This is a genomic window from Streptomyces sp. NPDC042002 (assembly GCF_055588305.1).
Map to the genome: position 1 here is coordinate 24,444 of NZ_JBVJCT010000016.1, position 15,158 is coordinate 39,601.

Consider the following 15,158-nt stretch of genomic DNA (forward strand, 5'->3'; position numbering starts at 1 on the left):
TGATCGGCCGCGTCAGCGGCCCGTCTTGGGGGCCTTCCAGCGTGCGATGGCACGCGCCCCCATGTTGAGAATCATGACGAAGCCGATGAGGGCCAGTGCTGCCGCCCACGCTCGGTCGGTGGCCACGTCGGTTCCGGCGCTGTACTGACGGTAGATGTACAGCGGGAGCGAGGCCTGCGGGCCGTCGAACGGGTTGTTGTTGATGTAGTTCGTACCCCACACCAACAGCAGCACGGGAGCGGTCTCACCGGTGATACGCGCGACAGCGAGCATCACGCCCGTGGTGATGCCGCCGATGGACGTCGGCAGAACCACCTTGATGATCGTGCGCCACTTCGGGATACCCAGGGCGAGAGAGGCCTCGCGCAGCTCGTTCGGGACGAGCTTGAGCATCTCCTCGGTGGAGCGGACCACCACGGGCATCATCAGGATCGACAGGGCGAGCGCACCGGCGAAGCCGGAGTAGCCCATGTCCAGAATCAGGATCCAGAAGCTGAGGATGAACAGGCCGGCGACGATCGACGGGATGCCCGTCATGACGTCGACGAAGAAGGTGACGACCCTGGCGAGCTTGCCGCGCCCGTACTCGACGAGGTAGATCGCGGTGAGCACACCGATCGGCACCGCGATCACGGTGGCGATGGCGACCTGCTCCAGGGTGCCGATGAGCGCGTGGTAGATACCGCCACCGGGCTCGTTGTCGGCGACCACACCCATGGAGTGGCTCAGGAAGTAGAGGTCGAAGGCCTTCGCGCCGCGCTTGACGGTCTCCCAGATCAGGGAGGCCAGCGGGATGACGGCGACGATGAAGCAGACCCAGACGAGGCTGGTCGCGACGCGGTCCTTGGCCTGACGGCGGCCCTCGACGCGCGCGGCGATGACGTACGTGCCGAGGACGAAGAGGATCGCGGCGATCAGGCCCCACTGGACCTTGCTGTCCAGGCCGGCGCCCAGACCGATGCCGGCGGCGACCGCGAGGGATCCCGCGGCGATGGCCCAGGGGGACCACTTCGGGAGGCTGCCGCCGCGCAGCGTGCTGGCGTGCTTCCGGGTGACGGGTGCGTTGCTCATGCGTTGGCCCCCGAGTACTCCTTGCGGCGGTTGATGATGATGCGCGCCGCACCGTTGACCAGCAGCGTGATGACGAACAGGACGAGACCCGAGGCGATCAGGGCGTCCTGGCCGAACGTGTTGGCCTCGTTGAACTTGCTCGCGATGTTCTGCGCGAACGTGCCGCCGCCCGGGTCGAGCAGGCTGGCCTGGATGTCGAAGCTCGGCGAGAGCACGGTGGCGACGGCCATCGTCTCGCCGAGCGCGCGGCCGAGGCCGAGCATCGAGGCCGAGATCACGCCGGAGCGGCCGAAGGGCAGCACCGACATGCGGATGACCTCCCAGCGCGTGGCGCCGAGGGCCAGCGCGGCTTCCTGGTGCATCTGCGGCGCCTGGCGGAAGACCTCACGGCTCACGTTGGTGATGATCGGAAGGATCATGATCGCGAGCAGGATGCCGACGGTGAGCATCGAGCGGGCCGCGCCGCCCTGCCACGAGAAGATGCCGGTCCAGCCGAAGTAGTCGTTGAGCCAGCCGAACAGACCGGTCATGTGCGGCACGAGGACGATGGCGCCCCAGAGGCCGTACACGATGGACGGGACGGCGGCGAGCAGGTCGATCACGTACGCGACGGGTCCGCCGATCCTGCGCGGCGCGTAGTGCGTGATGAACAGGGCGATGCCGACCGCGACCGGGACCGCGAGGGCCATGGCGATGATCGCGGAGACCACCGTGCCGAAGGCCAGCACCGCGATGCCGAAGACGGGCGGTTCGAGGTTGGCGTTCCACTCGAACGTGGTGAGGAAGTTGCCCTGGTCCTTGCTGATCGCGAGCGCGGCACGGTAGGTGAGGAAGACCGCGATGGCGGCCATGATCACCAGGAGAAGGATGCCGGAACCGCGGGACAGCGCGAGGAACACGCGGTCGCCGGGGCGGGTCGCGCCGCGGGCGGCGCGCTTCCGCACGGCACCCGAGGATCGTGGGGCGGGGGGAGGCGCTTCAGTGTTCTGTGTCGATATGTCCATCATGAGTCTCCGGTCTGCGGAGCCGGATCGAGTGGCGGCTCCAGGCGGCGGTGCACCGGACGGTGCGGCCCGCCTCGGCGAGGCGGGCCGCACACTCGGATCAGCCCAGGTTCGAGATGGTGGAACGAACCTTGGTGATGATCTCGGCGGGGATCGGGGCGTACTGGGCGGCGGTCAGCTGGTTCTGGCCGTCCTCGCTCGCGATGTAGGTCAGGAAGGACTTGGTGGTGGCCAGGGTGTCGGCCTTGTTGCCCTTCTCGCAGACGATCTCGTAGGTGACCAGCGTGAGCGGGTACGCGCCCTCGGCGGTCGGCTTGTAGTTCATCTGCAGGGCCAGGTCGTTGCCGGTGCCGACGACCTTGGCGGTGGAGATCGCCTTGGTGGCGTTCTCGACGCTGGCCTTGACCGGGGCGGCGGCGGCCGTCTTGAGGTCGACGGTCTTGATGCCGTCAGCGGCGTAGGAGAGCTCGAAGTACGAGATCGCGCCGGGGGTCTGCTTCACCTGCTGGGCGAGGCCGGCCGAGCCCTGGGCGGACTGGCCGCCCTGCGCCTGCCACGCCTTGCCGCCGGAGTACTTCCAGTCCCCCGGGGCGGTGGCGATGAGGTACTTGGTGAAGTTGTCCGTGGTGCCGGACTCGTCCGAGCGGTGGAACGCCTGGATCTTGGTGCTGGGGAGCTTCGCGGTGGGGTTCAGCTTCTTGATGGCCGCGTCGTCCCACGTCTTGATCTTGCCGTCGAAGATCTTGGCGATCGTCGCGGAGTCCAGGACCAGGCTGTCGACACCGGGGACGTTGTAGCCGAGCGCGATGGGGCCACCGACCATGGGCAGGTCGACCGCGGCGTTGTTGGCGCAGGCCTTCTTGGCGGCCGTGGCCTCTTCCGGCTTGAGGGCCGAGTCCGAACCGGCGAACGCGGTCTGACCCTGGGTGAACGCCGTGACACCGGCACCCGAACCCGTCGGGTTGTAGTTGATCTGAACGTCGGGGCAGGCGGCCTTGAAGGCCTTCACCCAGGCGTCGATCGCGTTCTTCTGCGCGGAGGACCCGGAGGCCTCCAGCTGGCCCTTGGCGCCGTCGCACTTGATGGCGCTGTTGTTGCCGGCCGAGGACGAGCTGCTGCTGCCGCTGGTCGCGCCGGTGTCGTCAGAGCCGCACGCCGTGAGGGCCAGGGCGCCGGAGACGGCGAGAGCACCGAGGGTGAGGGCACGCCGGTTCATGCGCTGAAGCTTCACTTCGGGAGTTCCTTCCAGGAGCCGCCGTCTGTGTGGCGGCGTGCGATGTCTGTGTAATGCGGTCCGTAGCGATGCGGAGGAATCGCCTTGAGGCGTCCTTCGCACCGTGTAAGGCCGAAATTAAGCAGATCAGGTGAAGGCGCCGAAGGCCGTAAGTGAACGGAGGGTGAACCCCTGAAGGCGGTGCGGTGAGGTCACGGAACGCTCACGTCGAGGACACGGCTGTGTCCCGGCAGAGGGGTCCAATAAGGAAACTCCAGGTGACCGAACGGGTGCGCATATGTTCCGCGGTACCCATGTTCCCGTCATACCTCATTCGCCTCAGTTTCCTCATGAGCACCAGCGAAGGGCGCGCTCGCTACGGTGAGTGCCCGTCCGCGGCTCCGCCGGGCTGTCCGTACGTGGCGAGGCGCCGCTCCGGATGCCGGGGGAGGCGCCCTCCTATACAGGGGAACACGTCAGGCGAGACGCAGCGCGTTTAGTAGCGCGTCCACCAGGTCGCGGTCGCGCGGCTGGGTGAGCCGGTGGCGGGCGGCGGTGGGGGAGAGCCACAGGACGCGGTCGACCTCGTCGTTCGGGGCGAAGCGGCCGTCGGCGGCCTCGGCGGCCCAGTAGCGGACCTCCTTGGCGCGTTCGCCGACGAGATAGCGGAGCGTGGGGAGGACGGCGCCGGGGACGGCGTCGTAGCCCGTCTCCTCCTCGACCTCGCGCAGCGCGCCCGTCAGGAATCCCTCGCCGCGCTTCAGCTTGCCCTTCGGATGCGACCAGTCGTCGTACTTGGGCCGGTGGACGAGGCAGATCTCCAGCGCGGAGTCGACCGGTGAGCGGCGCCACAGGACGCATCCCGCCGCTTGGATGGTGTCGTCGGCCATGGGGCCTCCCTCACGGGGTGCGTACGGCTTCCTTCTGCCAGGCCTGCTGGAAGGCGAACCGCGCCGCCTCCACCTCGTGCCGCTGGTCGGCGTGCAGCACACCGAGGGCGTACGCCGTCGCCGGCGCGATGCGCGGGGTGCGCGCCGCCGACGCCGCGGCGGACGCCGCCTCCGCCGCGTCCCGGTGCCGGTTGAGCGCCTTGCCCGCGCCGAGCAGGCGTACGTCGACGGGGCACTCCCCCTGGTGCAGCACCTCACTGGCGTAGCGGTGCAGCCGCAGCAGCAGCCGGACCTGGTGCCAGGGCGTGTCCTGCGGCTGGGGAGCGGTGTCGGCGGAGAGGCCGTGCACGAGGGCCTCCGCGTTGTAGGGGTGGCCGGCGACGACCAGCGGGAGCGCGGTGACGGCGTCGGTCAGCCGGTCCTGGGCCGCGGCGGACAGCGGACGCAGGTCGGTGGTGTCCGCGGCCGGGGCCAGCGGAACCTCACTGGCGAGTACGGCGACGCTGTCGGCGACGGCGTGGAAGCGGGAGGAGCCGAGCGCCTGGAGGGCCGCCGAGTGGGCACGGGTGCGCGCGAGCGTCAGCTGGCGGTCGAGGAGCGCGCCCGCCTTCGCGGCGCCGATGGTCAGATGGCCCGTCTTGGGGGCCGTGGCCGGGGTGCGTCCGGCCTGGGCGGGCACCGCGGCCGTGCCCGACAGCCGGTTCAGCGCGCCGAGCAGCCGCTCCAGGCGGGCGGCGTAGGCGTGCTCGCGTGCCAGCGTGCCCGACAGCCAGGCCAGTTCGGGGCGCATGCCCTCCGACCAGTCCGCGTCGAGCAGCGGCCGGAAGGTGTGCAGGCTGCCGCTGATACGGCGGGCGGAACGGCGCAGTGAGCGCGCCGCGTCGCCGGACTCCCCGGCACCGCCCGCCGCGGCACCGGTCTCCCGGTGCTGGCGCAGCGAGCGGAGGAACTCCGTGGCCTGGGCCCGCAGATAGCCCGCCAGGGCGTCACCGGTCGGGGCACCTCCCTCGTCGAGGGGGGCCGGGGCCCTGGGGGCCGTCCCGGCCACGGAGCTGGTGGGGGGATCAAGGTGCTGCTGTGCCACGCCGGCGCCTCCGGGCGTCTATGAGCATCTCCTGGACGTTCCGCAGGGGCTGGCCCTCCGCGTCGGTCGCGTGGCGGATCCACTCGCCGTCGGGGCCGAGGTGCCAGGAGGCCGTGGTGTCGGACATGCCGGTCTCCAGCAGCCGGTTGAGGGCTGCCCGGTGAGCCGGGTCGGTGACCCTGACCAGGGCCTCGATCCGTCGGTCGAGGTTGCGGTGCATCATGTCGGCGCTGCCGATCCACACCTCGGGTTCGCCGCCGTTGCCGAAGGTGAAGACCCGGGAGTGCTCCAGGAAGCGGCCGAGGACGGAACGGACCCGTATGTTGTCGGACAGGCCCGTGACGCCGGGGCGGACGGCGCAGATTCCGCGCACCCATATGTCGACCGGCACACCGGCCTGGGACGCGCGGTACAGCGAGTCGATGAGCGCCTCGTCCACCATCGAGTTGACCTTGATGCGGACGAAGGCCGGACGCCCGGCGTTGTGGTGCTGGACTTCCTTGTTGATCCGCGCGATCAGGCCGTCGCGCAGGGACTTGGGTGCGACGAGCAGACGGCGGTAGGTCTCGCGGCGCGAGTAGCCCGAGAGCCGGTTGAAGAGGTCGGAGAGGTCCGCGCCGACCTGCGGATCGGCGGTGAGCAGTCCGAGGTCCTCGTACAGCCGGGCGGTCTTCGGGTGGTAGTTGCCGGTGCCGACGTGGGAGTAGCGGCGCAGGGTGTCGCCCTCCTGCCGGACCACGAGCGACAGCTTGCAGTGGGTCTTCAGACCGACGAGTCCGTACACCACATGGCAGCCGGACTCCTCCAGCTTCCGGGCCCACTTGATGTTCGCCTGCTCGTCGAAGCGGGCCTTGATCTCGACCAGGACGAGGACCTGCTTGCCGGACTCGGCCGCGTCTATCAGCGCGTCCACGATCGGCGAGTCGCCGGAGGTCCGGTAGAGCGTCTGCTTGATGGCGAGCACGTCCGGGTCGGCCGCGGCCTGCTCCAGGAAGGCCTGCACCGAGGTGGAGAACGAGTCGTACGGGTGGTGCAGCAGGACGTCCCGCTCGCGCAGCGCGGCGAAGATGTCGGGCGGGGACGCCGACTCGACCTCCGCGAGATCGCGGTGGGTGCCGGCGATGAACTTGGCGTACTTCAGCTCGGGCCGGTCCAGCGCGCCGATGCCGAAGAGGCCGGTGAGGTCCAGGGGGCCCGGCAGCGGGTACACCTCCGCCTCGGAGATCTTCAGTTCGCGTACGAGGAGGTCGAGGACGTACCGGTCGATGGACTCCTCGACCTCCAGGCGCACCGGCGGCCCGAAGCGGCGCCGCATGAGCTCCTTCTCCAGAGCCTGGAGCAGGTTCTCGGCGTCGTCCTCCTCGACCTCCAGGTCCTCGTTCCGGGTGAGCCGGAAGGTGTGGTGCTCCAACACCTCCATGCCCGGGAAGAGTTCCTCCAGGTGAGCCGCGATCACATCCTCGATGGGGACGTAGCGGTTGGGGGAGGCCTCCAGGAAGCGGGAGAGCAGCGGCGGGACCTTGACGCGCGCGAAGTGGCGGTGGCCGCTGACCGGGTTCCGTACGACGACGGCGAGGTTCAGGGACAGGCCCGAGATGTACGGGAAGGGGTGCGCGGGGTCGACCGCCAGCGGGGTCAGGACCGGGAAGATCTGGTGCCGGAAGAGAGTGAACAGGCGGGCCTGCTCCTTCTCGGTCAGCTCGCTCCAGCGCACCAGGTGGACGCCCTCCTCCGCGAGCGCGGGGGCGACGTCCTCCTGGTAGCAGGCCGCGTGCCGGGCCATGAGTTCGCGGGAGCGGGCCCAGATCATCTCCAGGACCTCACGGGGCTGGAGGCCCGACGCGGACTTGGTGGCGACACCGGTGGCGATGCGGCGCTTCAGGCCGGCCACCCGGACCATGAAGAACTCGTCCAGGTTGCTGGCGAAGATCGCCAGGAAGTTCGCGCGCTCCAGAAGGGGCGTGTCCGGGTCCTCCGCGAGTTCCAGAACGCGCTCGTTGAACGCCAGCCAGCTGCGCTCACGGTCCAGGAACCGGCCTTGCGGCAGCATGATCCCGTCCTGCACCGTGTCCTCGTACTCGTCGAGGTCGGCGTCGAGGTCTGGCTCCAGGTCGGAGACGTTGGCCGCGACGGTGTGCGGACGATGCGCGGCGATGGAGCCGACGGAGGGCTGCGGGTGCTGCACGGGTGCCTGGGCGCTTCGCTGGTTCATGGACCCATTCTTCCGTGCCGAGGGCGAGACCGGCGCGTCGGAGAGGGCGGGCACCAGCGCGCCGATGCGGAAATTCCCGTTCCGCATGGCTGGCGTAGGCTCACTCCCCGTAGACGGTGAGGACTCGTTCTCCGGCGAGGGAGAAGGCTCGGGCACGGCAGGCTGCATTCCTTGAGCGTCGCAAGGTCACCTGAATCAATGGTTACGGAGACATGACGTGCGGGCTATCGGGGGGCGGCTCCCGGACGTCTGCACGCCCGGGAGCCGTGTACACACCCACCCCCGTGAGGTGCGTGCCTGCTGGGGATACCGCGGGTCACGGGGTGCGGCGGCGCAGCAGAGCGAACGCGGCGGCGGTCGCGAGCCCCGCGACGGCCAGCAGCAGGCCGCTCTCCACGAGCTGGAGGGGCCAGAAGTGGGACTCGGGCTGGTAGGTGGCCCAGAAATCGCTCAGCCCGGTTCTCTTCACGCACTCCCTGATGTCGGCGGAGCTGTCGAGGCCGACGCAGGCCAGGTCGTTTCCCAGGCGCTCGCCGTGGCTCGTGACGGCACCGTGTCCGAGGGCCAGGGCGCTGTGCGGGAGACGGAGGGCCGTCTGCCCGGTGACCGTCACGGCGGGCCACAGGCTCATACGGAACTGGTCCAGCACGGTGTGGAGGACGAGCGCCGCGGCGACGGCGGCTCCGGCGGCGGGCAGAGCCCTGCGCAGGACCAGGCCCGCGAGCGCGCCGAGGGCCAGACCCGCGAGGGCGTACGCGACGGCGACCGGGCCGGTGGAGATGTAGATGTCGGTGTTGAACCAACCGCCGGTCAGGTCCCCGTTCCTGGCACGGCGTGCCCAGTCGTTGAGCAGGACCGCCGGTGTGATGCCCGCCGTGAGCAGAACCGCCGGGATGGCGAGCTTGGCGGCCAGCCACCGGACCGGGGTGACGGACTGGGTCCAGGCCAGCCGCGCGGTGCCGCTCTCCAGCTCACGGCCGATCAGCGCGGCCCCCGCCCAGACCGCGACCGGGTACATCAGATACGTGACGCAGGTGGAGACCAGGTCGAGGCCGTACGTGTGGATCTCGTCCACGTGGGTCGCCTGGAGGCGTATGCAGTCCGCCGCTCCGGCGCCCGGTGCGCCGCAGGAGCCGACGGCCGCGCGGACGTCCGGGCCGATGACGTGCATCCAGGTCAGGACCGCCGCGGTGATGAGCAGGGCGGCGCCCCAGACGTACAGGGCCGTGCGGTGCAGGCGCAGCACGGCCCAGGTCAGGCCGGACGGGCGGTACGGGGCCGGGCGGCGGGACGGGCGTCGGCCGGTCAGGGCGCTCATGAGGTGGACGTCCTCCTCAGGACGCCGAAGGCGAGAGCGACGAGGACCGCGGCGGCGGCCAGCAGGACGCCGGTCTCCAGGAGCTGGCGGGGCCAGTAGTCGGGGGAGGGCAGGTACACGCGGGTGAAGTGGACGACATGGTGCCGGGCGAGACACGCGTGACTGTGGTAGCAGCCCGGGTCGGGGATCTCGGCGCCTGTGGAGGTGATCGCCCGGCTTCGGACGGACAGCTCCGGCTGCTGGTAACTGCCCTGGAAAGGCCAGGAGTTGGCGCGGAACGCGATGACCGCGCACTGCGCGAGACCGGCGACGGCGAGGGCGGGCAGCGTACGGCGCAGCACGAGACCGGCGAGGACGCCGACCGCCAGACCGAAGAGCGGTGCCGCGACGGTGGCCGGGCCGAGGGAGAAGTACAGGGCCCGCGGTCCGATGCCGGCCAGCAGGAGCCCGCTGTGGGCGGACCACAGCATCCGGTACAGCGCGACCAGCAGGCCCGTGCCCACGGTGATGAACAGCGCGGGCACCGCCAGTTTGGCGGCGAGCCAGCGGGCCGGGGTGACGGACTGGGTCCAGGCGAGCCGCGCGGTGCCGCTCTCCAGCTCGCGGGCGATCAGGGAGCCGCCCGCGAAGACGGCGACGGCGAACGAGGCGCCGTTCAGCAGGGAGGCCGGGGTGGAGAAGAGGTCGTTGTAGGTGCCCGTGAAGGGGGAGTTCACGATCCCGGAGGACCAGGCGTCGTCCTGCACCCCGGCGTAGCCGAAGGTGTCGAGCAGATGCTGCGTGTGGGCCGCTCCGGGGCCGTACAGCCACAGCAGCAGACCGGCGGTGAGCACCACGAAGCCGGTCCAGATCCACAGGGCGGCGCGGTGCAGCCGCAGGACCGTCCAGACCAGGCCGCGGGGCCCGGGCAGGGCGCGGCGCAGGGGGGACGTCAGGGTGGTGGCGCTCATCGGGTCACCGTCTCGGGGGTCGCGGTCGTGCCGGGCGTGAGGAGCGCCGGGGCGGAGGGGGAGCGAAGATGGGCGAGGAGCAGTTCCTCCAGGGACGGCCGCTCGGCCTCCCAGTGGTCGTCCACCGGCCCGTCGTTGCGTATCAGGGCGGTGAGGCCCCGGCCGGTGGCGCGGGACTCGACGACGAGGTGCGGGAAGAGGTCGGCGGGCGTGCCGCGTCCGGTCACCAGGGTGTGCGCGAGGAGCAGGTCGTCCAGGCCGCCGCCGAGCCGGATGCAGCCGCCTCCCAGGAGCAGCAGATGATCGCAGGCGTCGGCGAGTTCGGCGACGATGTGCGAGGACATCAGCACCGTGGTCCCGCGTTCGGCCGCGTCCGCCATCAGGGTGCCCAGCAGTTCGTGGCGGGCCAGCGGGTCCAGGTCGGCCATCGGTTCGTCCAGCAGCACCAGGTCGGGCCGCTTGCCCAGCGCGAGGGCGAGTGCCACACGCGTCCGCTGGCCGCCGGACAGCCCCCTGACCCTGGCCCCGGGGTCGAGCGAGCCCTGTTCCACGATCGCGGCGGCGTACGAGGCGTCCCAGCGGGCCGGGTTGAGTTCGGCGCCCAGACGCAGAGTCTCGGCGATCGTGAGGTGGGGGTACAGGGGCTTGTTCTGGGAGAGGTAGGCGACGCTCTCGCGTGCCCCGGCCGGGCTCGTGCCGAACACGGTGAGCGTGCCGGCGGTGGGCCGCAGCAGCCCTGCCACGGTCGCCAGCAGTGTCGACTTGCCCGCGCCGTTGGGGCCGACGAGGGCGCTGACCCGCCCGGCCGGGAGGCGGAAGGAGCAGTCGTCCAGAGCCGCGGCGGAGCGTCGGCCGTAGCGCACGGTGAGGCCGTGGGCCTCGACGGCGACGGTGGATCGGGTGGTGCTGGTGGAACTCACTGGTCCCCCTTCGGGAAATGTGCGTCCAGTACGGAGCCGAACAGCGCTGCCACGTCCTCGCGGTCGAGGCCCGCCGCGCGGGCGCTCCGGGCCCAGGCGTCGAGCTCTTCGCGCAGGGGCGAGTCCGCCGGGGCGGCGCCGAGCGTTCTGCGGACGAAGGTGCCGAGGCCGCGCCTGGCCTCGACCAGGCCCTCGCGTTCCAGCTCTCGGTAGGCCTTCAGGACGGTGTTCGGATTGATGGCGGTGGCTTCCACGACCTCGCGGGCCGTGGGGAGTTTGTCGCCCGGTTCGAGGAGACCGAGGCGCAGTGCCTGCTTCGTCTGCTGGACGATCTGGACGTAGGTGGCGACGCCGCTGCGCCGGTCGATGCGGTACGCGACCACTCGGACAACCACCCTTTCACTAATTGAGTAGTGAAAGGGTGGTGGAAGAGGTGGTCCGCCGTCAAGTCGGGGACAAGCGGAAGGTGTTGATCCGGCGGTGGATCCGGCCGCCTGCCAGGCACGTGACGGTGTTCGGACGTGGCGTTCGGAAATTCTTGGCCGATGTGTGAACCGATCGGCGGGGCTCGTCCGATGAGGGGATGTGAGGGAAACGAGAAGCGACGGAGAGCTGCTGCGGGCCATCGCAGCGGACGGGGACCGTCGCGCCTTCGAAGAGCTGTACCGGCGGTACGCGCCATGGCTGACCGCGCGGCTGCGCGGCCGGTGCGCCGACGCCGGGATCGTCGACGACGTCGTCCAGGAGACCTTCCTCGCGGTCTGGCGCGGCACCGCCCGCTACCGCGAGGAAGGCGACCCGGCCGGCTGGCTGTGGCGCATCGGCTCGCGGCGCCTCGTCGACACGATGCGCGGCGACGGCGCGCGCGGCCGGCTCCGGCACGCGCTGGCCAGGCTCCGGCACCGCGACGAGGCCTCGGCCGAGGAGCGCGTGCTGGCAGGCGTCGAACACGGCGACCTGGCGGGCGCGCTGACCAGACTCTCGCCCGAACTCCGGGCGGTTCTCCAGGCCACGGTGATCGACGGGCTCAGCACCAGGGAAGCGGCCGTCCTGCTCGGTATTCCGCCGGGCACGGTCAAGACGCGGGCACTGCGTGCGCGCAAGCAGTTGCGGGAGGCGTTGGCATGAGCGACGACCGTCGCACAAGCGATGGCAACGACATGAGCGGTGACAGCCGTACGGCCTGGCACGTGCCGGAGGAGGACCTTCGGGCCTACGCGCAGGGCGAGTTGACCCCGCCCCGGCTGTGGTCCGCCGACACTCACCTCGTCGCGTGCGCGCGGTGCCGGCAGACGCTGGCCGCGGTCAGCGACCCGGTCGCCCTGGACGCCGGGTGGGAGCGGCTCGACGCCGAGCTCGACGCCCCCCGGCCGGGCCCGGTCGAATGGCTGCTCGTCCGGCTCGGCGTCGCCGACCACACGGCACGCCTGCTGGCCGCCGCCCCCGCCCTGCGCCGTTCCTGGCTGGGCGCGATCGTCGCCCTCCTGGTCATGACCGTGGCCGCGGCCAACGCGGTCCGGGCCGGAGCCACGCCCAGCCTCTTCCTGGCCCTCGCGCCGCTGCTCCCGCTCGCCGGGGTCGCGGTGTCCTACGGTCCGGCGCTCGACCCGACCTACGAGATGGCGGTCGTCTCCCCCCTGCACGGCTTCCGGCTCCTGATGATCCGCACCGTCGCGGTACTCACCGTGGGCCTCGGGGTCAACGGCCTCGCGACCCTCGCCCTCCCTTCCTACGGACTGCGTGCCCTGGCCTGGCTGCTGCCCGCCCTCGCCCTCACCGCGACCGGACTCGCGCTCACCTCCCGGCTCGGGCCCGTCCTCGCACCCTCCCTGGTCGGCGGCGGCTGGATCGCCCTGCTGGCCGTGGCACGGGCGACGACGGAGTCCGACGCCACGCTCGCCCCGTTCACGGCGGCCGGGCAGGGCGTCTCCGGGGCCGTCGCGCTGCTGGCCGCCGGACTCCTCTATCTCGCGCGGGACCGGTTCGACGCGTCCTGCCTCCCGCTCACCGACTTCACCGACAGGAATGCCGCATGATCCCCACCGTCTCCGCCTCCGGCCTGACCCTCCGCTTCGGCGGGACGCTCGCGCTCGACGACGTCTCCGTCCGCCTCGGAGAGGGAGTCACCGGACTCCTCGGGCCCAACGGCGCCGGAAAGACCACCCTGTTGCGGGTGCTCGCCACCGCCGTGCCCGCCGACCGGGGCTCCTTCACGGTCCTCGGACACGACCCCGGCACCACCGCCGGACGCCTGGACGTGCGGCGCGCGCTGGGCTACCTGCCGCAGACCCCCGGCTTCCACCAGGACTTCTCGGCCTTCGAGTTCGTCGACTACGTGGCGATCCTCAAGGAGCTGACCGACCGCACCGCCCGGCACCGCGAGGTGCGCCGGGTGCTGGAGGCCGTCGACCTGTCCGACGTGCGCGGCAAGCGCATCAAGCGGCTGTCCGGCGGTATGCGCCAGCGGGTCGCGCTGGCCGCCGCGCTCGTCGGCGACCCCGGCTTCCTCGTCCTCGACGAACCGACCGTCGGCCTCGACCCCGAACAGCGCATGCGCTTCCGGGAACTGATCGCCCAAGCGGGAGAGGGACGCACCGTCCTGCTCTCCACCCACCAGACCGAGGACGTGGCGATGCTCTGCCACCGGGTGATCGTCATGGCCGGCGGCCGTATCCGCTTCGAGGGCACCCCGGCCGAACTGACCGACCGAGCGGCCGGCCGGGTGTGGAGCAGCACGGAGCGCGATCCGGCCGCCCGAGCCGGATGGCGTACGGGCACGGGCGCCTTCCGCAATGTCGGCGATCCGCCCGAGGGCGCCGAACTCCTCGAACCAACGCTGGAGGACGGCTACTTGCTCACGCTCGACGGCGAGACCGCGGAGGTGGCGGCATGAGCGCCACCACGGGCACGATCACGCAGGCGGCTCCCACGGGGGTGGAGCCGCCTGCTCGGGGCAGGGAATCCCGGGCGGCCGCGGTCCTGGTCCTCGCCCGCTTCGAGGCACGCGAACTGCTCCTCCAGATCCCGGTCCTGGTCTTCCTCGCGCTGTACGTCGGCTACGCCGGCTGGAGGTTGTTCATCGGGGGCGACGGCATGGACGACTTCCCGGTCCTCCAGGACGCCGACAGGGCCACCCAGCCGACCCCCATGCTGCTGGCCGTCGCCGTGTTCATCTGTGTCAACCGCGCCGTGCTGCGGTCCCGCCGGCAGTCCACCGACCAGCACTTCGACATCCTGCCCATGGAGCACTGGCGGCGTACGGTGGCGCACGCGCTGTCCGTCCTGCCCCTCTGTGCGATCACGGCGCTCGTCGTCGGCTTCCAGTACACCTGGGCGGCACTGAAGCCGGGCGCCGTCGGTCACGGCTCACCCGCCGAACTGGTCGTGGGCCCGCTGATGGTCCTGCTGGCCGGTGTCCTGGGCATCCTGCTCGCCCGGGTGATACCGGTCGGGTTCGTCGCCCCGCCCTTCGTGATCGGCGCGTTCGTCCTCACCACCCTGGTCTCCGCGGCCACCCAGGGAAAGCACTGGGTGAGCTGGCTCGGACCGGTCGTCGTGGAAGAGGGTGCCGACCCCTTCCCCTCCGAACTGCTGGGCCGCCCGGCCGCCTGGCACGCGCTCTATCTGACGGGCCTCGCGGTCCTGCTGCTCTGTCTTGCCGTGCTGATCAGCGGGGGCCGGACCCGGCTGGTCAAGTCCGTGGCCGCGGTCGCCCTCGCCGCGACGGCCGTCGGCGTGGCCGGACAGTCCCCCGACGAGTCGGCCTCGCTGCTCGCGGCCCGCACCAAGGCGTCCGTGACCCCGCAGAAGGTGCAGACCTGCGTCCAGCACGGACGGTCCACGTACTGCGCCTTCCCGGAGTGGGCCGGCCGCACCGCCGACTGGGCCGACGCCGTCGACCGCATCCAGTCCCGCGCGGGCGGTTCGGCTAGGGGCGAGCGGCTGACCGTGCGCCAACGGATCGACGCCCGCTACGGCCTCCAGAGCGATGCCGCCATCGCCCCCTCCACCACGCCGGGCACCGTGACGGTCGGCACGCGCTGGGGCGGCAACCGCCTTCCCGAGTTCGCGGTCGGCGTCGCCTCGGTCCTGGTCGCGGGCAACGAGGACGCCGCAGGCAAGAGGTGCGACGCCCGCGTGGTGACCACGATGTGGCTGGCACTGAGCACCCAGCCGGACCCGATCAAGTCCCTCCGCGACGTCCGGATCGACGACAGCATCGAAGGATCCGCCATCGCGCTGACCCCCACGAACCCCGTCTCCATGTCCGCTCAACAGACCACCGTGGTACGTGAGTTGCTTCAGAAGCCGCACTACAGCGTCGCCGCCAAGGTAAAGGCCCACTGGACGGAGCTGACGTCCGCGAAGACGTCCACGGCACGGGTGGCCGAACTGCTCGGCGTACCGGCCGACGGCAAGGCGACGGCGGCGGACTCGGGGAGTGGCTCGTGCGAGGAGTAGCGAAGACGCTGGGAGAGACTTCTGCGGGCCCGTCC

At 71.2% G+C, this 15,158-nt stretch carries 14 protein-coding genes; 4 read left to right on the plus strand and 10 right to left on the minus strand.

Annotated elements, in window-relative coordinates:
* Positions 1-12: 12 nt before the first annotated feature.
* From pstA to ACZ6KY_RS23385, 10 genes are all read right to left on the minus strand, one after another.
* Positions 13-1,071, minus strand: coding sequence for a phosphate ABC transporter permease PstA (pstA, locus tag ACZ6KY_RS23340; RefSeq protein WP_469312214.1), 1,059 nt, complete (start codon positions 1,069-1,071; stop codon positions 13-15).
* The gene (gene pstC, locus ACZ6KY_RS23345; protein ID WP_469312348.1) at positions 1,068-2,075 is read right to left on the minus strand and encodes a phosphate ABC transporter permease subunit PstC; all 1,008 of its coding nucleotides are present in this window, start codon (positions 2,073-2,075) and stop codon (positions 1,068-1,070) included. Before pstC ends, pstA begins: the two co-directional genes overlap by 4 nt.
* Positions 2,076-2,175: 100 nt before the next feature.
* Positions 2,176-3,306, minus strand: coding sequence for a phosphate ABC transporter substrate-binding protein PstS (pstS, locus tag ACZ6KY_RS23350; RefSeq protein WP_469312215.1), 1,131 nt, complete (start codon positions 3,304-3,306; stop codon positions 2,176-2,178).
* Between the two features lie 458 nt (positions 3,307-3,764).
* Complete coding sequence (locus ACZ6KY_RS23355) at positions 3,765-4,178, minus strand: NUDIX hydrolase (protein ID WP_469312216.1); 414 nt, start codon at positions 4,176-4,178, stop codon at positions 3,765-3,767.
* A gap of 10 nt (positions 4,179-4,188) precedes the next feature.
* The gene (locus tag ACZ6KY_RS23360; RefSeq protein ID WP_469312217.1) at positions 4,189-5,262 is read right to left on the minus strand and encodes a CHAD domain-containing protein; all 1,074 of its coding nucleotides are present in this window, start codon (positions 5,260-5,262) and stop codon (positions 4,189-4,191) included.
* Positions 5,243-7,474, minus strand: coding sequence for an RNA degradosome polyphosphate kinase (locus ACZ6KY_RS23365; RefSeq protein WP_469312218.1), 2,232 nt, complete (start codon positions 7,472-7,474; stop codon positions 5,243-5,245). Before ACZ6KY_RS23365 ends, ACZ6KY_RS23360 begins: the two co-directional genes overlap by 20 nt.
* 316 nt (positions 7,475-7,790) lie before the next feature.
* Positions 7,791-8,792, minus strand: a complete 1,002-nt coding sequence (locus ACZ6KY_RS23370; protein ID WP_469312219.1) for a hypothetical protein — start codon at positions 8,790-8,792, stop codon at positions 7,791-7,793.
* Entirely contained in the window at positions 8,789-9,742 is a 954-nt protein-coding gene (locus tag ACZ6KY_RS23375) for a hypothetical protein (protein WP_469312220.1), read from the minus strand. Before ACZ6KY_RS23375 ends, ACZ6KY_RS23370 begins: the two co-directional genes overlap by 4 nt.
* Positions 9,739-10,662 (minus strand): ABC transporter ATP-binding protein, encoded by a 924-nt coding sequence (locus ACZ6KY_RS23380; protein ID WP_469312221.1) that lies wholly within the window; start codon positions 10,660-10,662, stop codon positions 9,739-9,741. Before ACZ6KY_RS23380 ends, ACZ6KY_RS23375 begins: the two co-directional genes overlap by 4 nt.
* Positions 10,659-11,045 (minus strand): GntR family transcriptional regulator, encoded by a 387-nt coding sequence (locus tag ACZ6KY_RS23385; RefSeq protein WP_401329676.1) that lies wholly within the window; start codon positions 11,043-11,045, stop codon positions 10,659-10,661. Before ACZ6KY_RS23385 ends, ACZ6KY_RS23380 begins: the two co-directional genes overlap by 4 nt.
* A gap of 202 nt (positions 11,046-11,247) precedes the next feature.
* Between ACZ6KY_RS23385 and ACZ6KY_RS23390 the strand changes: the two genes are divergently transcribed.
* The 4 genes from ACZ6KY_RS23390 to ACZ6KY_RS23405 are packed head-to-tail and all read left to right on the plus strand — an operon-like array spanning position 11,248 to position 15,123.
* Positions 11,248-11,790: an RNA polymerase sigma factor gene (locus ACZ6KY_RS23390; RefSeq protein WP_261702099.1), complete on the plus strand. Its 543-nt coding sequence runs from the start codon at positions 11,248-11,250 to the stop codon at positions 11,788-11,790.
* A complete protein-coding gene (locus ACZ6KY_RS23395) occupies positions 11,787-12,698 on the plus strand; it encodes a zf-HC2 domain-containing protein (RefSeq protein WP_469312222.1) in 912 nt (303 codons plus the stop codon). The genes ACZ6KY_RS23390 and ACZ6KY_RS23395 overlap by 4 nt, the downstream gene beginning before the upstream one ends.
* Complete coding sequence (locus tag ACZ6KY_RS23400) at positions 12,695-13,555, plus strand: ABC transporter ATP-binding protein (protein ID WP_469312223.1); 861 nt, start codon at positions 12,695-12,697, stop codon at positions 13,553-13,555. The genes ACZ6KY_RS23395 and ACZ6KY_RS23400 overlap by 4 nt, the downstream gene beginning before the upstream one ends.
* Entirely contained in the window at positions 13,552-15,123 is a 1,572-nt protein-coding gene (locus ACZ6KY_RS23405) for an ABC transporter permease (protein WP_469312224.1), read from the plus strand. Before ACZ6KY_RS23400 ends, ACZ6KY_RS23405 begins: the two co-directional genes overlap by 4 nt.
* The last annotated feature ends 35 nt before the right edge of the window (positions 15,124-15,158 follow it).